The sequence below is a fragment of the Bacteroides sp. genome (genome assembly GCF_052357945.1).
Lineage (GTDB): Bacteria > Bacteroidota > Bacteroidia > Bacteroidales > Bacteroidaceae > Bacteroides.
Window position 1 is genome coordinate 155,581 of sequence record NZ_DAWCXD010000002.1, and the last position, 22,903, is coordinate 178,483.

A 22,903-nucleotide genomic window follows, 5' to 3' on the forward strand; every position below is an offset into this window, starting at 1 on the left:
AAAAAGAGGAAATTCTCTGCGAGAATCTCCTCTTTTTTCATCTTTCACGAAAGATCGAATTATTTCTTCTTACGGTCACCGTAACGGCTCATGAACTTATCAACACGACCTGCAGTATCTACCAATGTAGATTTACCTGTATAGAACGGGTGAGAAGTGTTTGAGATTTCAATCTTCAGCAACGGATAAGTTTCACCTTCGAATTCGATGGTTTCTTTAGTTGCTACAGTTGATCTAGACAAAAACATGTCACCATTTGACATATCTTTAAATACTACCGGACGGTATGATTCTGGATGAAGGCCTTTTTTCATTTCAGTATCTGTTTTTTTAATTTATATTCTGTTACTATTTTGGTAAGAAATAGTGTAATGGTCATTTTCAGAGCGCAAAGATAATGCTTTTCTGTGAAATAGAAAAAGGTTTTCTAAAATTTCTGATTTCTAATTTATGATTTCTGATTTGCTATGCAGATTTTGGTGATTAAATGGATGAAAAATGAGGTATAAATAAGGTATAAATAAGGAGATATAAATCCGAAGGCATAAATCAGAATTCATAAATCATAAATCCCAAAGTTTGCAAGGTGGACATTACAATCTAATGTCACACTCGTATTCCTGCTAAATTTTGCAGTCTGATTTAAACCTTTTTCTACTATATTTTTCTTTCCGATGTTCGTTATTCGATGGATAATGCTTACTTTTGCGTAGAATTTTTATTCACTAACAATAAACTTTAAACAAAATGGTAAATTACAAAGATTTAGGATTGGTAAACACAAGAGAAATGTTTGCTAAGGCTATCAAAGGTGGATATGCTATCCCAGCATTCAACTTCAACAATATGGAACAAATGCAGGCTATCATCAAGGCTGCTGTTGAAACTAAATCTCCTGTGATTCTTCAGGTTTCTAAAGGTGCTCGTCAGTATGCTAACGCTACTTTGTTGCGTTACATGGCACAGGGTGCTGTAGAATATGCTAAAGAATTAGGCTGCGCACATCCGGAAATCGTTCTTCACCTTGACCACGGAGATACATTCGAAACTTGCAAATCTTGTATCGATTCAGGTTTCTCTTCAGTAATGATCGATGGTTCTCACCTTCCTTACGAAGAAAACGTAGCATTGACTAAGAAAGTTGTTGAATACGCTCACCAGTTCGACGTAACTGTAGAAGGTGAACTTGGCGTATTGGCTGGTGTAGAAGATGAAGTTTCTGCTGACCACCACACATATACTGACCCTGAAGAAGTAATCGACTTCGCTACTCGCACTGGTTGCGACTCTTTGGCTATCTCAATCGGTACTTCTCACGGTGCTTACAAGTTTACTCCGGAACAATGCCACATCGACCCGGTTACAGGCGTAATGGTTCCTCCTCCATTGGCATTCGAAGTATTGGACGCTGTAATGGAAAAACTTCCGGGATTCCCTATCGTTCTTCACGGTTCATCTTCAGTTCCACAGGAAGAAGTGGCAACTATCAACCAATACGGTGGTGCATTGAAAGCTGCTATCGGTATTCCCGAAGAATGGTTGCGTAAGGCTGCTAAGTCTGCTGTTTGCAAAATCAACATCGACTCTGACTCACGTCTGGCTATGACTGCTGCTATCCGTAAGACTTTCGCTGAAAAACCAGCTGAATTCGACCCACGTAAGTATCTTGGCCCGGCTCGTGACAACATGGAAAAACTGTACAAGCACAAAATCATCAACGTGCTCGGTTCTGACAATAAGTTGGCACAGTAATAATCTCCGGATTATTCCATAAATAAAAGAAAGAGGCTGCTCCGGTTTGAACACCGGTAGCAGCCTTTTTTATGACGTTTAATCGTTTCAGAACGGAGGGAAGATAACACTATGGCTGTAATAAAGAACACCCGTGTCACAACTGAATGTAACACGGGTGTTCTTATCTATTATATAATGTTTCTTACATCAAGAATCCAAGCAGGATACCGGCAGCAACAGCTGAACCGATCACTCCGGCAACGTTCGGACCCATAGCGTGCATCAGCAAATAGTTGGTCGAATCATATTCCAAACCAATCACTTGCGAGATACGTGCAGAGTCGGGAACAGCAGAAACACCTGCATTACCGATCAACGGATTGATCTTATTACCCTTCTTCAGGAAGATATTGAAGATCTTAACGAAGATGACGCCGGATGCCGTTGCAATGATGAACGACAATGCACCGAGGGCAAAAATCTTGATAGAGTCAAGCGTCAGGAATTCGGATGCTTGCGTAGAAGCACCTACTGTCAGACCCAACAGGATAGTGATTGTATCAATCAACGGACCACTGGCAGTATTAGCCAAACGGCGGGTTACACCACTTTCTTTCAACAGGTTACCGAAGAACAGCATACCCAACAAAGGCAGACCGGAAGGAACCAGGAAACAAGTCAGCAACAAACCGATGATCGGGAAAATCACCTTCTCCGTGTGAGAAACGGCACGCGGCGGTTTCATGCGGATGACACGTTCGTTCTTGGTGGTGAGCAGACGCATGATAGGCGGCTGTATCACCGGAACCAACGCCATATAGGAGTAGGCGGACACCGCAATGGCTCCCATCAGGTTAGGTGCTAGCTTGGAAGAAAGGAAGATGGCCGTCGGGCCGTCTGCTCCACCAATGATACCGATAGCACCGGCTTGCATCGGGTCGAAGCCCATTTCCAACGCGATCATATAAGCACCGAAGATACCGAATTGTGCAGCTGCACCGATCAGCATCAATTTTGGATTAGAGATAAGTGCCGAGAAGTCCGTCATGGCGCCGATGCCCAAAAAGATGAGCGGCGGATACCAGCCGGAGGTCACTCCCTGATACAATATATTCAATACAGAACCTTCTTCATAGATACCGACTTTCAATCCGGCGTCCATATTAAAAGGTATATTACCGATCAATATACCGAAACCGATAGGAATCAGCAGCATCGGTTCGAACTCTTTGGCTACCGCCAAATAGATGAACCCCAAGCCCACTAGAATCATTACTACGTGCCCTACAGTTGCGTTAGCAAAGCCTGTGTATGTCCAGAAGTCGGCTAGGTTATTTCCTAAAAAGTTTATAAAGTCTCCCATATTATTCAATAATTACGAGGTCATTACCTTCAAGAACAGAGTCTCCCTTGTTGACGTTGATGGCAGTAATCTTACCGTCCTTATCCGCATTGATATTGTTTTCCATCTTCATGGCTTCCAATATGATAATGGTCTGTCCTTTCTTTACAGTATCGCCTACATTCACTTTGATGTCGAGGATCACACCCGGCAGCGGAGATTTTACTCCTGATTTTCCGGTAGATGGGGCGGTCGGTTTCACTACTTGAGTAGGAGCAGCAGGAGCATTAGGCATCGGACGTACTGTCACGGGTTTCGCAACAGGCTTCGGCTGTTTCTCCATTTCTACTTTATAGTGTGTACCGTTCACTTCTACATGAGCGATGTTGTCTTCAATATCTCCGATGGTTACTTTATATGAGTTACCGTTGATTTTATATTTATATTCTTTCATCGTTTTTACTTTTTAAAAGGTGACTTACTTTCTGGGAGGAGTTTCACGCAAAGTGTAAATCTTCGAACTCCATGGTGAGTAGCTGCGTTTTACGCGGGTGATGGTCAGCACCGTTTCTTCTACGTCGTGCACCTCATCCTGCATTTCGTGTAATGCCATAGAAATAGCAGCGTATACTTCGCCCGGAGCCTGTGACAGTTCCTTAGCTTCATGCTTGTCAATGCCTTTAGATTTCATAGCGTTGCGCTTGCTCAAATTAACGGCTACTTTTCCTACAATCTTAAAAGCAATAAAGAGAAGAATCAATCCGCAGAATACTACGCTCATGGCAGAAATGGACATTCCAACGCCATTAGCATCGTGTTCTTCAAACTTTTCCATCTTGGAATTGCTGTCAAGAGTCTTGTTGTTGGTGCTCGGAGTCACGTATTTGTCACCACTTCCACTTTTTACTTCCCATTCAGCTGCCCCGTCGCTTACACGAGCGTATGATTGATTGGGACCGAGAGCGCCTGCAGGCACTACAATCTGGTCGAGCAACTTCTTGCCGGAGTCGAACAGACCAACCCAATTAGCTGTTTCCGGATTCAGCTTGAAGCTGGTATGGAAAGTACCACGGTTAGGTTCGCCATCTGCCCAGAATAGTGCATGTTGGCGTGGTTTCACTAAGGTAAGTATATCACCTTTCGGGATAAAATAAGTAACTGTATCGCCCGGTTGGCTGCTTACTTTCAGCAAGCAAGCTGCCAGGTCGGCGCTACCGAATGATTTATTGAATATTTCAATCCATGCGCTGTGCAATCCGTAATCGTCCTGAAAATTACTCTGATTGTCTATCAGGATTTCGTTTAGCACCAGCTTATTGTTCGACTTTTGCTCTCCACAAGAAGTCAGACCAATCAGCAACAGCAAAGAAAGGAATATTCCGATTTTGGTTTTGTTCATAATCGTTCTTGTTTTAATGTGAAAAGTAGGATTACAACGGAATATTACCATGCTTCTTAGCCGGATTACTCAATTTCTTAGTCTGCAACTGCTGCAAAGCACGGATCACACGGAAACGTGTGTTGCGCGGTTCAATCACATCGTCGATGTAGCCATATTTAGCTGCATTGTAAGGATTGGCGAACAGTTTCGTGTATTCTGCTTCTTTCTCTGCAAGGAATTGAGCAGGGTTTTCCTGATCTTTGGCTTCGCGTGCGTACAATACTTCTACTGCTCCTGCACCACCCATTACTGCGATTTCGGCAGTAGGCCATGCGTAGTTCATGTCACCGCGAAGTTGCTTACAGCTCATTACGATGTGAGAACCACCGTAAGATTTACGCAATGTGATAGTAACCTTAGGTACAGTAGCTTCACCGTAAGCATACAACAGTTTAGCACCATGAAGGATAACGCCATTGTATTCCTGACCTGTTCCCGGAAGGAATCCCGGTACGTCTACCAACGACACGATAGGAATGTTGAAAGCATCGCAGAAACGAACGAAACGTGCACCCTTGCGAGAGGCGTTGCTGTCAAGCACACCTGCCAGATACTTAGGCTGATTAGCAACGATACCTACCGATTGTCCGTTGAAGCGGGCGAAACCGATGATGATATTCTTTGCATAATCTTTCTGGATTTCAAGGAATTCACCGTTGTCCACAATAGCACCGATGACTTCGTACATATCATACGGTTTAGTAGGGCTGTCGGGGATAATATCGTTCAAAGAGTCTTCCAGACGGTCGATTGGGTCTGTGCAATCTACATAAGGAGCTTCTTCAAGGTTGTTTTGAGGGATATAGCTCAACAGTTTGCGAATCAGTTCGAAACCTTCTTCTTCTGTTTTGGCAGTGAAATGAGTTACACCCGATTTGGTGGAGTGAACACTTGCGCCACCAAGGTTTTCCTGGCTAACGTCTTCACCTGTAACGGTCTTCACCACTTTCGGTCCGGTGAGGAACATATAAGAAGTGCCTTCCATCATCAGCGTGAAGTCGGTCAGAGCCGGAGAATAAACAGCACCACCGGCACAAGGACCGAAGATACCGGAAATCTGCGGAATAACACCCGAAGCAAGGATATTGCGTTGGAAGATTTCTGCATAACCTGCCAAAGCGTTGATACCTTCCTGGATACGTGCACCACCCGAGTCGTTGATACCGATACAAGGAGCACCCATCTTCATGGCCTGATCCATAATTTTACAAATTTTCAATGACATTGTTTCTGACAGTGAACCAGCAGAAACTGTGAAGTCCTGTGCGAACACATATACCAGACGTCCTTCGATTGTACCGCAGCCGGTTACTACACCGTCTCCCGGATAATGTTTTTTCTCCATACCGAAGTTCGTGCATCTGTGCTCAACGAACATGTCCATTTCTTCGAAGCTACCCTCGTCAAGCAGCATAGCCAGACGCTCGCGTGCTGTGTATTTCCCTTTTTCATGTTGCTTCGCAATTGCTTTTTCACCGCCTCCGATACGTGCTACGGCACGGCGTTCAATAAGCTCTTTAATTTTTTCAAGTTGATTACTCATGAGTTCTTGTTGGTTTTAGAGTTTATGATTAATGTTCGCAGAGTTCTGTCAACACGCCCAAAGTTGATTTCGGGTGAAGGAAAGCGATATTCAAACCTTCGGCACCCTTGCGGGGAGCTTTGTCGATAAGGCGGATTTCTTTGCCTTCTGCTTCTGCCAAAGCATTGGCTACGCCATCTTCTACAGCAAAGGCTACATGGTGAACGCCTGCACCTTTGTTTTCAATGAATTTGGCAATAGTACTCTCCGGGCAAGTCGGCTCCAACAGTTCAATTTTGGTTTCGCCTACTTTTAAAAAAGCAGTTCTTACTTTCTGATCTTCCACTGTTTCAATGTTGTAACACTTCAGACCTAATACATTTTCGTAGTAAGGAAGGGCTTCTTCGATGCTTTTTACAGCAATGCCCAGATGTTCAATGTGTGAAATCTTCATAACTATACTTTTTTTATTTGGTTTTAAATCTGTGCTTATAAGGCATAAAACAGCACAAAGAAAGACAATTCTTACCTAATAAAGAAATATTTCTGCATTTAATTATTGGATTATTAAACAGAAAAAATGGTAGGAAAGGAGCATGAAGAGTCGTTTTGCAATCTTGAGATTACATTTAGACATAAAATTTGACTAGGAGTTTGTTCAGCCAATTCCAATTGACACGGAACCAGCGGCGGGTACTGCTTTGCTTTCCTCCGAATCGGAGAACGAAATCACGATAACCGTGTTTGCGGAACGGAAGTCCTACATCCATAAATTCCATGTGACGGAATCCCCGTTGGCGGGCGTCTTCCAATGCCTTCCAAACGGCCAGTACTCCCGGATACTGAAGTGCGTATGTCTTTCTCATTCCTCCGGAAAACCAAAGGTAGGCGTCATCTCCCGAGTAGATACAGACGGAACCGCCAATGATTTTCTCTTTGTATTTTACTACGAATATTTTTGCCTGTTGTCCTTTGATTAGCATATCGTTCATGTGACGGAAAAAGTCATTGGCTGGGAAATATCTGCGTATGCGGGAGGAATAAACCTTGTGCAGCATCCGTGAGAAATCGTGTATCTCTTCCACGGTATGTGCTTCCTCTACTTTGGCTCCATTCTTGAGTCCTTTTTTTATCTGACGGATGCGTGACGGGCTGAACCGGTCTTCCGTCTTTTTCATACTGTGCAGCGAATTGCGTACCCGCAACCAGTTGACAGGGAAATAATCATTGGCACGGAAAACCCGGTAACCGAACATCGAATTATTGAGGTTCCGGAATTCGATCAGGACACAGCTGCGCGATGCTTCTTGTGTGAGATGTTCGAGCATATCGCCAAAGATTTCTTCTGCCTTTTCTTTGTTGGTCGAAAGCGACTCATCCAGAAATTCACCTTCGCTATATACTACGCAATGTTTCACTAAAAAGGAGGGAAGCCACTTTTTCGCTTTGCGGATGGCGGCAAGCAGGCGTGCCACAGGTCTGCCGTCTTCTGTTGCCACTATTAATAAAGGAGTATACCCCGGAGTCGCTTCATAAATCTGAAATAACTCTTTGGAATGGAAGGCGTTTTTTCCGGGCAATTCAGGAATGTCCTTCCCATGATAATATGTTGTTAGTTTAAGTGGCATCTAGGTACAAATTTACACTTTTTATTCTTTATTCAACAACAAAACAAAGATTTTGTTGGAACTGCCTGAAGTAAAGTACAATATATCTTTGCATATTTAATGGAAAAAATGTATTTTATAGGAGAAATATGGTATGAAAAGTGAGTACGTATTAAAATTAGTTTCGTCTTAAATTAAGATTATAATCGAATAGTTTTTGCAAAACAACGAGAATTAATATTAACTTTAAATTAGAACGAATGAGATGTAATGCATTTGTTGAAGCATGGAAGAATCATCATAGACGCGCTTCCATGATTTTAGGGTTGTCTTTATTGGCTGCCCCTCTGTCATACGCTGTTTATGCAGAAGATGGAGTTTCTAATACTATGGTGCAAGTTGTCACACAAACGAAAACTGTGAAAGGAACTATCATTGATGAAAGCGGGGAGCCGCTGATTGGAGTTTCTATCGTTGTGAAAGGAACAAGTACAGGTACGATTACCGATTTTAACGGTAACTTCTCTATCGATCTTCCGGCGGGAAGAAAAGAACTGGTCATTTCTTATATCGGTTACAAAGAACAAACGGTGACTGTGACGGGCAACGGACCGGTCAATGTGAAAATGGTTTCGGACACACAGGCATTGGATGAAGTGGTTGTTATTGGCTACGGTGCAGTGAAGAAACGTGATTTAACAGGAGCGGTTGCTTCTGTGAAATCGGAAGATATTACGATGAATCCGGGCACAAACCCGATGGAAGCATTGCAGGGCAAAGTAGCGGGATTGGATATTACGAGAGAATCGGGCCAAGCGGGTTCAGGAGTGAAAATGCAATTGCGCGGTAACCGTTCATTGACGGCAAGTGGTAATCCTATGTTTATTATTGACGGGATGCCGGGTGACTATGCGACACTGAATCCGAATGATATTGAATCTATTGAAGTGTTGAAAGATGCTTCTTCTACGGCTGTCTATGGTTCTTCCGGTGCCAATGGTGTTGTAATCATTACTACCAAAGGTGGAAAAGAAGGAAAATTGACTGCCAATTTTAATGCCTTTTTTGGTATAAACAGCTGGTCTACAATGCCGGAAGTCCGCCAAGGAGAAACCTACATGGAGGGCTTGCGTACAGCCCATAAAAATGCGGGTACTAATGTGGATGATGCCAATATGTTTACTAACCCTGCTTATTATGAAGCTTATCAAAACGGGAAATACATTGACTGGGTAGATGAATTGTTGCATACGGGGACTGTTCAGAATTATAGTTTGTCGGTTTCAGGAGGTACAAAAAATACAAAGGCTTATATGTCTATGAATTTTTCGGATGAAAACGGACAATACAACGATGATAATTATAAATTGTATTCAACAAATATTCGCATCGATCACACAATCAATAAATGGTTTACTACAGGAATTAGTATCCAGGCATCTTATGTGCATCAGAATAAGCCTTTTGCAAAGATTCAAGATGGTATGACGGCTATTCCTTACGGTGAAATCTATGACGAGAATGGCAATGTTAATCCTTATCCGATTGAAGGGGATGCCGGCTATTTGAATCTTTTGATGAATAATAAAAGTAATTGGAGAAATCAATCCCAGAATACAAAACTGTATGTAAATCCTTATATTAAAATAACTCCGATTAAAGGATTGACATGGGAGTCACGCGTGAATGGAACGTTGACTTATTCCCGTTCGAATAGTTTCCAGGGAGATGGCTCGTACAACTTTTATAAAGCGGGAGGAAATGTAGAGACAGATACGAATGCCAAGATTACTCAAAACAGATCATATAATTATAAGTGGGAAAATATCGTAACTTACAACTTTAATATTGCTAAGATACATGAATTTACGCTTACTGGTGTGTCTACCTGGAATCATAACCAGACGGATAACACGGAAATGACAGGAACAGGTATTGCTAACAATAAATATTTGTGGGAAGGATTGGAAAAAGCTGCCGTTCAGAAGAATTCATCCAGTTATACCATGTCTAAAGGAGTCGGATTAGTAGGACGTATCAACTACTCTCTATTGGGTAGGTATTTGCTTTCTGCTTCTATTCGTCGGGATGGTTCTTCACGTTTGGCTAAAGATCATAAATGGTCTAATTTCCCGGCTGTTTCATTGGGATGGCGTATTTCTGACGAGAAGTTTATGGAAAGTACAAGAAACTGGTTGGATAATTTAAAAATTCGTGTGGGTTACGGTATTTCTGGTACGGCCAGTATTGATCCTTATTCTTCCTCTTCTTCTCTGGAGTCCGGATGGTTGACGTTAGGTGGTGAAAAAACGCAGATTTATAATCTCACTAAAATAATAGCTAATCCGGAACTGACATGGGAACGTTCAAAGAACACCAATATCGGTATTGATGCTTCTTTCCTGAATAATCGTATCAATGTGACATTGGATATGTATAAGACTAAAACGGAAGGAGTGATATGGAAAAAATCATTACCTGTAGTGAACGGTTCCTATAGTTCTAAAGAGCAATATCTGACCAATATAAACTTGTGTGAAACTAAAAATAAAGGTCTTGAGCTTGCTTTGAATACCCGCAACATTGAAACTAAAAATTTTCAATGGACATCGGCTCTGACTTTTGCATATAATAAGGAAGAGATTACGAAACTGACCGGAACTGCTAATGATAAAGTAATCAATGGCGATTATACGTATGCGGTAGGTAGTGCAATCAACTCTTTTTATCACTACAAATTGGATGGTATCTGGCAGAAAGGTGAAGAAGCTGATGCTGCTGTGTTTGGATTGAAGCCGGGATCTATAAAGATTAATGTGCCTGATATGGTGCGGCATACGGATACGGACGGTAGTGTCTACTATACGAAGGTGAATGCTGACGGACAGGAAATCCGTTATGATGCTTCTAATACATATTCTGTGTCTGCTGATGATTATCAAGTATTGGGACATAACTCTCCGGATTGGACAATGGGTTTCCAGAATACTTTGACATATAAAGATTTTGATTTAAGTATTTATATGTATATGCGTTGGGGACAGATGATTAAATATTCTGTATTGACGGATTATGACCCGACAGGGTTGAACAACTATCCTACTTATTTCAATGTATGGTCTGAAACAAATCCTTCGAACGATTTTCCAGCCATGGATGCTTCTATCAAGGATAAGTTGAGCTATTATCCGGGCTTTGCAGCGTTGTCGTATGTAGATGGATCATTCTTTAAAATAAAGAATATAACGTTGGGATATACTATGCCTGATAAATTGGCTAAAAAATTGGGATTGGGCAAGCTCCGTGTGTATGGAACGATTACTAATCCATTCGTTATTGCAAAAAGTCATTTGTTGAAGGATTATGATCCGGAAATGAATGGTGGTTTGAACTATCCATTGACAAAACAGTTAGTCTTTGGTCTTAATCTTTCATTTTAATTCTCTAAACTGATAAATAATGAAGAAATTAGTATATAATGTGGCCTTAGCATTGTGTGCGATGGTTACTATCAATTCATGTTCATTGGATGAATATAATCCAATGGAAGTTACCGGTGAAGAAACGTTGGCTACGTTTGACGGGTGGTACGGAATGCAAACCCAGTGTTATAACCCTATTTATAGTCAACTGTATACTGTGACAGACTTTTTATCTGTTGCAGAGGTTGGTACGGATACGTGGTTGACGGCAAATAATAATGATAACTCGAAAGAACTCTTTTATTATGAATCTCTGACGCCGAGTAAAGATAAGGCATGGGATAAATTATTTATGCAGGCGTATACTGCTTTGGGGATATGTAATACCGTTATAAACCGTGCGGAAAGTGTAGAAGGAAATGCGGATGATATTCGTGTGTTAACAGCCGAAGCACGTTGTTTGCGTGGTTTTTATCATTTGATATTGACTACATATTTTGGTCCGATCACTCTTTGTATGAATGAAGCGGGAAATAATATTGTGTTGGAACCTAAACGTAATACGTTATCTGAAATTTATTCATACATCATTGATGATTTGAAATATGCTGCGGATAATCTGAATACAACTCCTTACGGTAATAATCGTGCCCGTGTTTCAAAAAAATCGGCTATGGGACTTTTGGCTCGTGCCTACATACAAGGAGCCGGCCAGGGGTTGAGTGAGAATGGTGTTTCTTACTGGCAAAGAGCGGCAGATGTTGCAGAAAGCTTTATTGCGGATACAGAAGCTGGCGGAGGTACTTATGGAGGTTATCTTTATAAAGATATATCGGATATGTGGGCTGATGGCAATAACCGTACTAATAAAGAAGCGCTTTTTGTTGCAGCAGGTTGTGATGCCGGTGATGATGACGTATGGGATTATTCGAATGCGGGATATAATAAATTGTTTACGTATACTTACTGGAATCAGACGAACCTGTCGGATATTAGTAAGATTACATCTGACAAACAGAACTATTTTTATGGACGTACCAACAATGGCAACTGCGCACCATCTAAATATTTGCTGGACTGCTTTGAACCAACTTGGGATAAACGTTGGGAGAATTCATTCCAGACTGCTTTCGGGGCATTTTCTATGGAAAAAGTGGCATGGATTCCGTATACTAAGAATATAGTGACTTTGACTAGCGATTTATGTCAGAAGTATGGTATTGATGCTTCTCATGTAGGTGAAAAAATTTATCCGTATGTTGATTGTGATGGCAAAACGATGTCTCATGGAGGAAATCAGTATACAGCGTCTGTGTGGCCCAAAGGGGTAACTACTGGAGATATATCAACATTGACGACTCCTAAAAAAGTATATGTAATAGATTATCCATTGCCTGCGGATGATAATCGTTTCTTCCTTTATTTGTCCAAAGAACCTTTGTCGGCGGAAGACAAGAAAGACCGTGTTTATGCATGTGTGAATATAGATGATTTGTTTGATGCAAATGGCAATTACGTGAAAACACAGAATGATATGCCTGGCAGTTATGATCGTACTTCAAAAGTATATGCAACATACCCATGTTTGAATAAGTTTATCTGGAGTTATGAAGGAGTATATTATGGAAGTAACTTGCAAATCCGTAATGGTGATATTTTTGTGATGCGTATGGCAGAAGTTTATTTGATTGCTGCCGAGGCTGAACAACATTTGGGTAATGGAACAAAAGCTGCAGGATATTTGAACACGCTTCGTGCCCGTGCGGCTCGTTCCGGAGTTTTGGAGTCGTCTTATAAGCTGACTACTGTCACCGAAGAAGATATCTACGATGAATATGCACGTGAACTTTGTGGAGAACATTCACGTTGGGCATTGTTGCAGCGTCATCAAGCATTCTCAACTCGTTTGGCGAAATATAACAAACGTGCTGCTTCCAGTTTTAAATCTTATAATATATGGCGTCCTATATCACAAACATTCCTTCAACAGATTGATAATGCTGAAGAATATGGAGACAATGGATATGGTACAACAGCTAAGTCTGGTCTGGACGGATTTTTACAATAACAATATAGATTAAATTTTAAATTAAGAGGGGATATGTCGTGATGATATGTCCCTTTTTTCTATATCTTTGTGTAATCGAACAGAACTTTTAAAAAGCGGAACTATGTTAGAAGAAATTTTAGCTTACAACAAGCAATTTGTTGAGAACAAGGGATACGAATCGTATATTACCAATAAATATCCCGATAAGAAAATAGCTATTCTTTCCTGTATGGATACCCGACTGACTGCTTTGCTGCCAGCAGCATTAGGAATTAAGAATGGCGATGTGAAAATGATAAAAAATGCAGGTGGCGTTATTTCCCATCCTTTCGGTAGCGTGATACGTAGTTTGCTTGTTGCTATTTTTGAGTTGGGGGTAGAGGAAATAATGGTGATTGCTCATTCTGATTGTGGAGCTTGCCATATGCATAGTGAAGAAATGCTCGAAAAAATGAAAGCACGCGGAATCAATCCGGATTATATTGACATGATGCGTTTCTGCGGAGTTGACTTTCATTCGTGGCTGGATGGTTTCGAAGATACGGAAAAGTCGGTGAGAGGAACAGTCGATTTTATTGTACGCCATCCTTTGATCCCTTCAGATGTGACAGTCTACGGATTTATTATTGATTCTACGACCGGGGAATTAACGCGGATTGTATAGATAATTAGATAGATAGGTAAATAGATAAACTGCTTTTTTAATCCCCTAAATATAGTGACGCTATCCTATCATGATAGTGACGCCATTCTTATTGTATAGTGTCGCTATGTCTGGAGGATAGTGACGCTATTTTGAAGACAAAAAAATAAGGCAGCTTTTTGTCGGCTGCCTTTATCTTTCTGCGGTTATATACTTTCTTTGACTGGTGCACTCGTTTGTGACAAATAGGGTGTCCGTACATCTCAATTTCTGCCTCACGGCTAGCTTTACGATTCGCTTTAACGTAATCGTCCTGTGTAATTCGCTTTTTCATAATGAAATTATTTCTCTGTGCAAAGATACAATATATTCTTCATTTAGTATAAACTTTTATTTCCTATTACGCCCGGTTTGCATTATCTTTGCATACATTAATCAAATGAAACCGGAAATAATATGGAAAATTTCAGTGAATTGATAAAGAACCGTCGTAGTATGCGGAAGTTCACCGATGAAGAATTGACACAAGATCAGGTAGTTGCATTGATGAAAGCAGCCTTGATGTCTCCCTCTTCCAAACGTAGTAATAGTTGGCAGTTTGTAGTGGTTGATGATAAAGAGGTATTGAAAGAATTGTCTCATTGCAAAGAACAGGCTTCTGCGTTCATTGCCGACGCGGCTTTGGCGATTGTTGTAATGGCCGATCCGTTGGCCAGCGATGTTTGGATTGAAGACGCTTCCATTGCTTCCATCATGATACAGTTGCAGGCTGAAGATCTTGGCTTGGGAAGTTGCTGGGTGCAGGTTCGCGAACGCTTTACTGCCACCGGAATGCCTTCCGATGAATTTGTCCATGGAATTTTGGATATTCCCTTGCAACTTCAGATTCTTTCTGTCATTGCTATCGGACATAAAGGGATGGAACGTAAACCTTTCAATGAAGAACATCTTCAATGGGAGAAAATTCATATTAACAAGTTCGGAGGAAAATAAGTATGGGAGCTGCTAAAGCGAATAATAGTAAAGATACCTATCTGGCTACTGCTGTTACCTTTATCGTTATCGGAGCACTTTATCTGATTGATAAACTGATTCATTTCTCTTCCATTGGACTGCCTTGGGTGATGAATAAGGACAATATGCTATTGTACGCCTCGATCTGTTTCCTTATTTTCAAACGCGATAAATCAATTGGTTTTGTGTTGCTTGGGCTTTGGCTAGTGATGAATATCGGTTTGGTCATGTCCTTATTGGGTTCGTTATCCGGATATCTGTTGCCATTGACACTGCTCATCATCGGAATCGTTTTATTTTGGTTTGCAAAACGATAAGAGAATAATGAAAAGAAGTATAGAAGATACACCGATCGTGTTTATCGGTGCAGGTAACTTGGCTACTAATCTGGCGAAAGCTCTTTATCGTAAAGGTTTCCGCATTGTACAGGTATATAGCCGGACTATGGAATCTGCCCGTACCTTAGCCGAGAAAGTAGAAGCTGAATATACAACAGATTTACAGGCAGTCTCCAAAGATGCAAAATTGTATATCGTATCAGTGAAAGATGATGCTTTAGTAGATTTGTTACCGCAGATAACAGAAGGAAAGCAAGCGTCTTTGTTGGTGCATACGGCAGGAAGCATTCCGATGAGCGTTTGGGAAGGGCATGCAGAACGTTACGGAGTATTTTATCCGATGCAGACATTCAGCAAACAACGTGAAGTTAAATTTCAGGAAGTGCCTTTCTTTGTTGAAGCGAAAAGGCCGGAAGACGTGGAATTGTTGAAGGCTGTTGCTGCCACACTTTCGGAAAAGGTCTACGAGGCTTCTTCCGAGCAACGTAAAAGCCTGCATTTGGCTGCTGTTTTTATCTGTAACTTCACAAACCACATGTATGCATTAGCAGCTGATTTGCTTGAAAAATACAACTTGCCTTTCGATGTCATGCTTCCGCTGATAGATGAAACAGCACGTAAAGTCCACGAGTTGGCGCCACGTGACGCACAGACCGGACCCGCTGTTCGTTACGATGAGAATGTGATGAGTAATCATCTTGCCATGTTGGTAGATTCTCCAGCATTGCAGGAAATATATAAACTAATGAGCAAAAGTATCCATGAGCACCATCAATTATGATTTATCCCGTATCAAAGCTTTAGCTTTTGATGTGGACGGAGTGTTGAGTTCGACTACTGTACCTTTGCATCCTTCCGGGGAGCCGATGCGTACCGTGAATATCAAAGATGGATATGCCATCCAGCTGGCTGTGAAAAAAGGACTTCACATAGCTATCATTACCGGTGGCCGGACAGAAGCGGTACGTATCCGTTTTGAGGGACTGGGAGTGAAGGATTTATACATGGGTTCTGCTGTGAAGATACACGATTATCGTGCTTTTCGTGATAAGTACGGATTGACCGATGATGAAATTCTATATATGGGTGATGACGTGCCGGATATTGAAGTGATGTGTGAGTGCGGACTGCCATGCTGCCCGAAAGATGCCGTGCCGGAAGTGAAATCCGTTGCAAAGTATATTTCTTATGCAGACGGTGGTCGTGGATGCGGGCGTGATGTGGTGGAGCAGGTGCTGAAAGCTCACGGTCTATGGATGGCGGAAGATGCCTTCGGTTGGTAACTTAATCATAAATAATCGTTGTTTAATAACGAATAAAACCATGCTTGATAACTTAAAGAAATATCAGATTATATTAGCTTCCAATTCTCCCCGTCGGAAAGAACTGATGTCGGGACTAGGAGTAGACTATGTAGTCAGAACATTGCCGGATGTAGACGAGTCATACCCGGATACATTGGTAGGTGCTGAAATACCTGAATATATTGCCCGTGAAAAGGCGGATGCCTACCGTACCATGATGAAGCCGGGAGAATTATTGATTACGGCAGATACCATAGTCTGGTTAGATGGGAAAGTACTTGGGAAACCGGAGGGTAGGGAAGGAGCCATTGAAATGCTTCGCGCTCTCTCGGGAAAATCTCATCAGGTTTTCACAGGGGTTTGCCTGACTACTACTGAGTGGCAAAAAAGCTTTACCGCTTCCTCCGAAGTGCTGTTTGATGTCTTGTCGGAAGATGAAATCCTGTATTACGTAGATCGTTATCAGCCAATGGATAAGGCAGGAGCTTATGGCGTCCAGGAATGGATCGGGTATATCGGGGTTAAATCAATTTCCGGTAGCTTTTATAATATTATAGGACTTCCCATACAGAAACTGTACGGAGAGTTGAAAAAGCTGTAGTAAGTATCTTGAATATATCTGAATATATCAGTATCAGTGTAATTAACTTATTGATTATATGAAATACACAAGATATACTTAGTCCAATAATACAAAAAGGCTGCCTCATTTTCGATTTTGAGGCAGCCTTTTTCTGTATTTTTAAGCAGGAACATTTATTGAATATCCCAAACTGAAAGATGTGGAAGACTATAATAAATCCAACATCAGAGGAATATCTTCTTCCCGAATTCCTTGTGTGAGAAGAGCTTCTTCATCTTTATGGAACATTTCCAGGAATCGTTCCCGGTTTCCACTAGCCGTAATGGCTTTTCCATAGAAAACGGAAGCTTTCTGAATATCTCCCATCACCCAGGCGACATGTCCTGCATTCATATAGTCAATAGCCAGAGGCTTCTGTTCTATTATTTTTTCATAATACTTCATCGCCTGTTCATGTTTCTGGCTGATAAATGAACACCATCCGATACCACGCCATGCCTTAATACAGTTGTTCTCGATAAAATCCAGTTTGAAGAAATAATTCAGTGCTTCTTCATATTGTCCCAATTCGGCCAGACAGCTACCGATATGGAAAGTCACATTGGTATCTTCCGGAGCAGCTTCTTCTACCTTCTTATAATAGGTGATTGCTACCTGGTAATTTCTGTTCAACCGATAACAAATAGCCAGATGGCGATTGTTCCAGATATTATCCGGTTTCAACGTGTCTGCTTTCAGGTAAGCCTGGATAGCTTCTGCATATTTCTTTCTTTTCTGCAATGCATAGCCAAACTTCTGGTAATATTCAGCACTCTCTCCTTCGAATCCGCCAATCGTTTCCAACTCTTCATAAATTTCGATAGCCTCGTCCCAACGTTCCTTTGACAGGTAGAAATCGGCAATGGGGAACAATACATCTTCCCAGTGCAATATATTGTCGAGTGCAGGGACATGATGAAGATCGAGCTTCTCTTTAAAAATATCTCTGAATTCACTCTTGCGCACACTAAGTTTGAAGAAGCGATACAAATCGTGCAGGTACTGGTTGCTGACCGTTCCCGGACGTTCATTGAATTTCTTCATCGTCTCAACATTCGATTTCTCCGCCAATTCTGCAACCTGTTGTTCATTCAGTTGGCTCAACATCATATCCTGTTGTGACTGTGGCAATTGATGGATCGTGAAAAAGAGAGAGTACTTATCACTGTTACTGAAGAATCCCGATTGAAGAATTAAATCCAGTAGACTGCCTCCCTGATTTCCTGCCTGCTTCATTGCCTTGAGCACATTAGACTGTTGCTTGCTGAATGGATAAAACCAGTTATGCACCTCGCGGAAGAACGGATAGTTTTTCAAAGCCGCAAAAGTACTCATATATACATCTGCACCCTCCAACTGCAATTCGTTCATTTCACGCAATTTATCCCCCAGTCCGGATTTCTCGAATGCATCTTCCCAATCCGGATTCATGTCGTTGTTCTCTTCATCGCTTTCTTCAAAGCCGAACCGCATATTTTTCATGGAGGAAACATTCTTCAGCATTTCGGGAATAATCTCCTCCCTCATTTTTTTGTCAATCTTTTCCGTTTCCTGACATAATAGCATTTGGCGGTAAATGCGAGCGACATCTTCTCTGAATGAAGGAATTTCTTCCATGAGATCCACCCTTTTTATCAGTTCCGGATAGAAAGTAAGGCGGCTTCTGTAAATGTGGAAAATAATCATCGCACCAACCAATGCCCGTTGGCTGACGTTGACGTTGGGATGCTCGTAAGCATCAAGCAACCACATTATTTTTCGTAAGTCGAAACATTCCATCAAGCTCAATGTGAGGGCACTGACAAATAAGCATAAGTCGTCTCCCGGAAGTAATTCCGAGGCAAGCATGGCTTTTGCATCTTCCTCGTCTTCGGGAGTCCATGCGCTGTTTGTCCATGTTCTGATAAACATAAACTTGAGTGTGTCCTCATGCCGCTTTAATACTTCATCCATCTTTTCGTCAGACAGTAATCCGCTGACTGCCAAGTCGTCATTAAAAGATTCCAGTATGTGTAATATGGTTTTAAGACCATAGTTTGACAAATCTGGCGATTTGGGAGTACGTCGTACTTCATGATAGTATCTTGATGAAGCGTTATCCAATATGAGCAAACGTGATTGGTCGGCAATTCCCCAGGTGTCTGCTACCATTTTCTGATACAGGTTCCACCGTTCAGGGTCGTTTGCTCCCTGTTTCATGTATTCCAGCATATATTTGTAAGAGGTCTGCAATTGTTCCAGGCGAGTGCGTAGATCCCAGTCAGGACACTGCCACAGCAGAGATTCCAACTGCATCAGAGCTTCCTTGAGTCTTTTCTCTTCAAGTAAGGCACGTATATATGCGTATTGTTCATTAATCGTTTTTTCGTTCATCATTATTTAATTATTTATTTTTTCCAATCCAAGTCAAACGTTTCCAGAGACCCTCAAAAGGACCATGTTTATGGTGTCGGAGCCACCACGAACAGAATACCATTTGTAATAGAACAAAAAGGATGCCAAAAAGGAAGCTATATGTGATTCCTAAATATCGTCCCAATTCGAATCCCCAATGATAGAACAAAAGAGAACCGAAAATGGATTGCCCGAGATAATTCGTTAAACTCATTTTACCATAAGATGTGAAACGCATAAAGAAACTGCGGTCTTTCACACGGTAGAAAGTCAACAGTAATCCTGTCACCAGTAATACCATGAAACTAAGGCTGCTGAATGAACTTAATATCAACTGTAGAGGAACAAGGACGGCACTCCGTTCGATGAATTCCGGCAACATATTGTTCAATCCGTAGATGGGGAAGAAGCAGAGAAGCGAAATGGCTAATGCTTTTAACCACAAGCGTTCGTTCTGTTCGCTATACAGGAAATATTTGCGGCGGCCAACCAGCATTCCGAATAGGAATAATCCCGGTGTTTGTAAGATACGTCCATGTTCCAAAGCCCAGGTCATGTTAGCCATTTGTCCTTCCCACATATTCATGCGGACTGTTTCAAGGAAGCTGCCATGTTTTTGTACGTCGAAAGCGATGCTGAAATAATAACCTGCCAAACTTTTACCTGCCACATAGTCAGGATTGCACAAGGCATAGATCAATTTTGCCCAGTCGATAGGTTGAAGGATTAATAAAGTAGCAAAGATGGCAACTGTACGGTCACTCATCCGGCAGAATATCGGCAGGATAATTCCTAAAATCGCATACATGGTTAATATTTCGCCGGTAAAGAAAGCGGCATTGAATTGTCCTATAATGAATAGGATGAATAATCTCCATAAAAAACGCAGGCGGAAATCTTTCCCTCTCCGTTGTTGGTTATTGTCCTGAATATAGAAACTGAAACCGAAGAGCAAAGCAAATACAGCGTATGCTTTATTACTGAATGTGAAGAATAATCCTCTCCAGATAGCCTGATCGGTAAATTTCATCCATTCAAAAGGGACTTCTTCCGGGAAAGAATAGAAATTAAAGTGTTCAATGCTGTGCAAGAGGATGATCCCCATTACTGCCAATCCTCTTAATACGTCGGCCACGTCTATTCGGGCGTTGGTTTCGGCGATTTTGTGTTCCATGATTTTTGTTCTGTTATTAATAAGGTTTATATTTTATAATTATTTGATTCGGCTGCTTCAACTCTACTGCTTTAATCCTATTGTTAAGGTACTACTTACTATAGCCTTGATACTTTACCTTGGAACTTAACCCTGATGCTTCGGCTCTAATACTTGATACCTAATACTTAAATTTAGTCCTTGAATTTAAAACCTCACTTGTACCTGTGCCTGTATCAGGTTGGAATCTTTTTGTCCGTCTCCTTTCTTATTACAAAAGGTGTATTGTGCCTGTAACCGGCATCTGGGATAAAACCAGTATTGTACGCCTGCAATATAGTTATTTTGTTTGAAATCTGCAGCTTTGTTCGGGTCGAAATAATCGAACGAAGCGATGAAATCGAAATTCCGGGCAAAACGCACGCTTCCTGTTGCATAGAAACCTTCACTTTTCACATTCCTGTCTTTTCCGGCAAGATATTCCGTACGCAGATTAAAAGTGGAAGTGGTGACAACCCCTCCTGCACTCCAGCGTCTCTTAGCGTAATTTTCTCCTGCTTTGATTCCGGTATATTCAGAGTCAGCTATGGCGTGTCCTGTTCCGCGGATAAACGAACCACCTACGGACAACCATTTCAGCGGATTAACCATCAGATTACCGACCACATCTTTTTGACTGTTTTTGTCTTTGGTATTCAGTCCCTGTCCGTTCATTACAGCTACTTTATATTGTAGGAAGTCACGAAATAATTTCCCGTGAAGCATCATACCTATATCCCGTCCGGAAGTCATTCCGTAACACTTATCACTACCGCTTACTCCTGCCAGATAGCAGACAGACTGTGAATAGCAATTGATAAGTTCTACTGTAGTAGGAGACAATTCGTTTTCTATGGTATAAGGAACCTTGAATTCACCGATACGTGCCGTAAGTCCGGGGAGAAACTGATAATCGGTATACACTTCGAGTAACATGCCCCCGTTGTAGAAGTCGTACATAAAATCACAAGTCCACCGTTTGGTGATCTTTCCGTGTGCCATGAAAATGATTCGTTTGATGTCGAATGTGTTATCCGGATTCGCTGCATCGTCATAAGTGTATCCCAGTTGGGCATATCCGGAGAGACTAATCCGTTCTTTCAGTGTGTTGACAACTTGATTTAATGGTGTCTGCTCCTGTGCCAGGAGAGGATTTTGCATACTTGTAATGCATAATACAAAGGTTAAGAGTTGGAGTAGTGTTTTTCGCATGAGTTAGTTGTTATTTGATTTTGATTATGGTTGATACTGTATTATGGTTGATACTGTGGGAATAAATGTAGTGTCAATCAGATTCTTTTCAGAGTAGGTTTGGGGTATTCGGTGATTTTCTTTCAGCCAGTGTATAGCCTTGTCTATCGCTTCAGCGGAGGGGCGTTTTGCTTTTTGATAATTGGGGAGGGCGACGAGTCCTGTCAGATTTTCGGGCACACCTATTTCTATCAATACTTGCTCCCATTCTTTCTGCGGGTGCATTTTTATGTAATCTACTCCTAGGTTATATCCTGTGATGAGTAGCTCGATTTCTTCTCTCTTCTCGTTGAGCGCTTTTCGTGAAAAAGCGGTAGCGGTGAAATCGATACCCAACTCTTGCGTACTTACCAATGAACGATGTTTACTGTTCATGGCGATGGATGCGGCAGGGTCGGGTAGGAAAGAGGCCTCAATTTGATTGTACTGCAACATTTGCAGACGGAGAGGAAGCTGGCCGATTTCCGGCATGTTTATTTCCGCATGCTTGATTCCGGCTTTGCTTAATAGCTGGTCGGTGGCATATTCGATAACTGTGTTGCGCGACACGGCGATATTCTTTTCCTTGAGCTGTTCCAGTTGGTTGATGTTACTTTCTTTGGAGACAATGAAGCAGAAATAACCATCATTCTTCAGGATGAATCCTAAATCAGTATGATGAATAGCTTGTAATGCTACCGCACTGGGATAGTCAGTAATCATGCCATCCATTTTCCGGGTTTGGAAAGCGGCGTCCCGGTCGTTGGCAGAGTTGAATGAAAGAATGGTCAAATCCAGTCCTAATGAGTCGTAAATGCCTTGCGTTTTGGCTATATGAAAAGGAAGTCCGTCCAGTGTAGGCATCATGCCCAGGGTAAGTGGTTGCAGTTCGGGTAGAGGTAAAAAAGAGCTCTCTCCTTTCTTTCTCTGACAAGAGTAAAGGAAGAAAAGGATGAACCAAAAGAATAGTATCGGTCTTTTCATACCTCGTTTTTATAAATAAGAGGAATTCTGTTTTTATAAATAAGGGCAACTCTTTTCACAAAGA

Annotated in this window: 21 protein-coding genes; 9 read left to right on the forward strand and 12 right to left on the reverse strand. The window is 41.6% G+C overall.

All coding sequences use genetic code 11. From position 1 onward, the window contains the following. Positions 1 to 59: 59 nt before the first annotated feature. Positions 60 to 314: a type B 50S ribosomal protein L31 gene (locus tag ACT8YW_RS01275; protein ID WP_004300906.1), complete on the reverse strand. Its 255-nt coding sequence runs from the start codon at positions 312 to 314 to the stop codon at positions 60 to 62. A gap of 433 nt (positions 315 to 747) precedes the next feature. On the opposite strand from ACT8YW_RS01275, the gene ACT8YW_RS01280 reads away from it, so the two are divergent. Continuing rightward, positions 748 to 1,752: a class II fructose-bisphosphate aldolase gene (locus ACT8YW_RS01280; RefSeq protein WP_008648889.1), complete on the forward strand. Its 1,005-nt coding sequence runs from the start codon at positions 748 to 750 to the stop codon at positions 1,750 to 1,752. A gap of 184 nt (positions 1,753 to 1,936) precedes the next feature. On the opposite strand, the gene ACT8YW_RS01285 is transcribed toward ACT8YW_RS01280, so the two are convergent. The 6 genes from ACT8YW_RS01285 to ACT8YW_RS01310 form a co-directional block, all read right to left on the reverse strand. Continuing rightward, positions 1,937 to 3,097 (reverse strand): sodium ion-translocating decarboxylase subunit beta, encoded by a 1,161-nt coding sequence (locus ACT8YW_RS01285; RefSeq protein WP_444103725.1) that lies wholly within the window; start codon positions 3,095 to 3,097, stop codon positions 1,937 to 1,939. A gap of 1 nt (position 3,098) precedes the next feature. Further along, positions 3,099 to 3,530, reverse strand: a complete 432-nt coding sequence (locus ACT8YW_RS01290; protein WP_004300895.1) for an acetyl-CoA carboxylase biotin carboxyl carrier protein — start codon at positions 3,528 to 3,530, stop codon at positions 3,099 to 3,101. 24 nt (positions 3,531 to 3,554) lie between these two features. Continuing rightward, a complete protein-coding gene (locus ACT8YW_RS01295; protein WP_444103726.1) occupies positions 3,555 to 4,475 on the reverse strand; it encodes an OadG family transporter subunit in 921 nt (306 codons plus the stop codon). 31 nt (positions 4,476 to 4,506) lie between these two features. Next, positions 4,507 to 6,060 (reverse strand): acyl-CoA carboxylase subunit beta, encoded by a 1,554-nt coding sequence (locus ACT8YW_RS01300; protein ID WP_004327014.1) that lies wholly within the window; start codon positions 6,058 to 6,060, stop codon positions 4,507 to 4,509. Between the two features lie 28 nt (positions 6,061 to 6,088). Continuing rightward, a complete protein-coding gene (gene mce / locus ACT8YW_RS01305; protein ID WP_004311398.1) occupies positions 6,089 to 6,493 on the reverse strand; it encodes a methylmalonyl-CoA epimerase in 405 nt (134 codons plus the stop codon). A gap of 175 nt (positions 6,494 to 6,668) precedes the next feature. Further along, positions 6,669 to 7,667 (reverse strand): GNAT family N-acetyltransferase, encoded by a 999-nt coding sequence (locus tag ACT8YW_RS01310; protein WP_444103727.1) that lies wholly within the window; start codon positions 7,665 to 7,667, stop codon positions 6,669 to 6,671. A gap of 239 nt (positions 7,668 to 7,906) precedes the next feature. Here ACT8YW_RS01310 and ACT8YW_RS01315 point away from each other — a divergent pair, with 239 nt between their 5' ends. From ACT8YW_RS01315 to ACT8YW_RS01325, 3 genes are all read left to right on the forward strand, one after another. Next, complete coding sequence (locus ACT8YW_RS01315; protein WP_444103728.1) at positions 7,907 to 11,086, forward strand: SusC/RagA family TonB-linked outer membrane protein; 3,180 nt, start codon at positions 7,907 to 7,909, stop codon at positions 11,084 to 11,086. Between the two features lie 19 nt (positions 11,087 to 11,105). Continuing rightward, positions 11,106 to 13,136, forward strand: a complete 2,031-nt coding sequence (locus tag ACT8YW_RS01320; protein WP_444103729.1) for a RagB/SusD family nutrient uptake outer membrane protein — start codon at positions 11,106 to 11,108, stop codon at positions 13,134 to 13,136. A 103-nt stretch (positions 13,137 to 13,239) separates the two neighbouring features. Further along, entirely contained in the window at positions 13,240 to 13,782 is a 543-nt protein-coding gene (locus ACT8YW_RS01325; RefSeq protein WP_004321516.1) for a beta-class carbonic anhydrase, read from the forward strand. An 88-nt stretch (positions 13,783 to 13,870) separates the two neighbouring features. Here ACT8YW_RS01325 and ACT8YW_RS01330 read toward each other — a convergent pair whose 3' ends face one another. Further along, the gene (locus tag ACT8YW_RS01330) at positions 13,871 to 14,095 is read right to left on the reverse strand and encodes a hypothetical protein (RefSeq protein WP_004300876.1); all 225 of its coding nucleotides are present in this window, start codon (positions 14,093 to 14,095) and stop codon (positions 13,871 to 13,873) included. A 122-nt stretch (positions 14,096 to 14,217) separates the two neighbouring features. Between ACT8YW_RS01330 and ACT8YW_RS01335 the strand changes: the two genes are divergently transcribed. Genes ACT8YW_RS01335 through ACT8YW_RS01355 form a run of 5 tightly spaced genes read left to right on the forward strand, consistent with a single transcriptional unit; the run spans position 14,218 to position 17,018 of the window. Continuing rightward, the gene (locus ACT8YW_RS01335; protein WP_444103730.1) at positions 14,218 to 14,754 is read left to right on the forward strand and encodes a nitroreductase family protein; all 537 of its coding nucleotides are present in this window, start codon (positions 14,218 to 14,220) and stop codon (positions 14,752 to 14,754) included. A gap of 2 nt (positions 14,755 to 14,756) precedes the next feature. Then, entirely contained in the window at positions 14,757 to 15,092 is a 336-nt protein-coding gene (locus ACT8YW_RS01340) for a hypothetical protein (protein WP_004311402.1), read from the forward strand. Positions 15,093 to 15,099: 7 nt separating this feature from the next. After that, positions 15,100 to 15,894 carry a Rossmann-like and DUF2520 domain-containing protein gene (locus tag ACT8YW_RS01345; protein WP_008999814.1) on the forward strand — a complete coding sequence of 265 codons (795 nt, stop codon included), beginning with the start codon at positions 15,100 to 15,102 and terminating at the stop codon, positions 15,892 to 15,894. Further along, positions 15,875 to 16,396 (forward strand): KdsC family phosphatase, encoded by a 522-nt coding sequence (locus ACT8YW_RS01350; protein WP_004304399.1) that lies wholly within the window; start codon positions 15,875 to 15,877, stop codon positions 16,394 to 16,396. The genes ACT8YW_RS01345 and ACT8YW_RS01350 overlap by 20 nt, the downstream gene beginning before the upstream one ends. Before the next feature lie 40 nt (positions 16,397 to 16,436). Further along, positions 16,437 to 17,018: a Maf-like protein gene (locus ACT8YW_RS01355; RefSeq protein ID WP_444103731.1), complete on the forward strand. Its 582-nt coding sequence runs from the start codon at positions 16,437 to 16,439 to the stop codon at positions 17,016 to 17,018. 189 nt (positions 17,019 to 17,207) lie between these two features. Here the strand turns inward: ACT8YW_RS01355 and ACT8YW_RS01360 are convergent, their stop codons facing one another. From ACT8YW_RS01360 to ACT8YW_RS01375, 4 genes are all read right to left on the reverse strand, one after another. Then, complete coding sequence (locus ACT8YW_RS01360) at positions 17,208 to 19,415, reverse strand: tetratricopeptide repeat protein (RefSeq protein ID WP_444103732.1); 2,208 nt, start codon at positions 19,413 to 19,415, stop codon at positions 17,208 to 17,210. A gap of 7 nt (positions 19,416 to 19,422) precedes the next feature. Next, the gene (locus ACT8YW_RS01365) at positions 19,423 to 20,607 is read right to left on the reverse strand and encodes a DUF418 domain-containing protein (protein WP_444103733.1); all 1,185 of its coding nucleotides are present in this window, start codon (positions 20,605 to 20,607) and stop codon (positions 19,423 to 19,425) included. A 186-nt stretch (positions 20,608 to 20,793) separates the two neighbouring features. Next, entirely contained in the window at positions 20,794 to 21,837 is a 1,044-nt protein-coding gene (locus ACT8YW_RS01370) for a porin (protein WP_272196316.1), read from the reverse strand. Between the two features lie 24 nt (positions 21,838 to 21,861). Further along, positions 21,862 to 22,839: an ABC transporter substrate-binding protein gene (locus ACT8YW_RS01375; protein ID WP_444103734.1), complete on the reverse strand. Its 978-nt coding sequence runs from the start codon at positions 22,837 to 22,839 to the stop codon at positions 21,862 to 21,864. Positions 22,840 to 22,903: the final 64 nt, after the last annotated feature.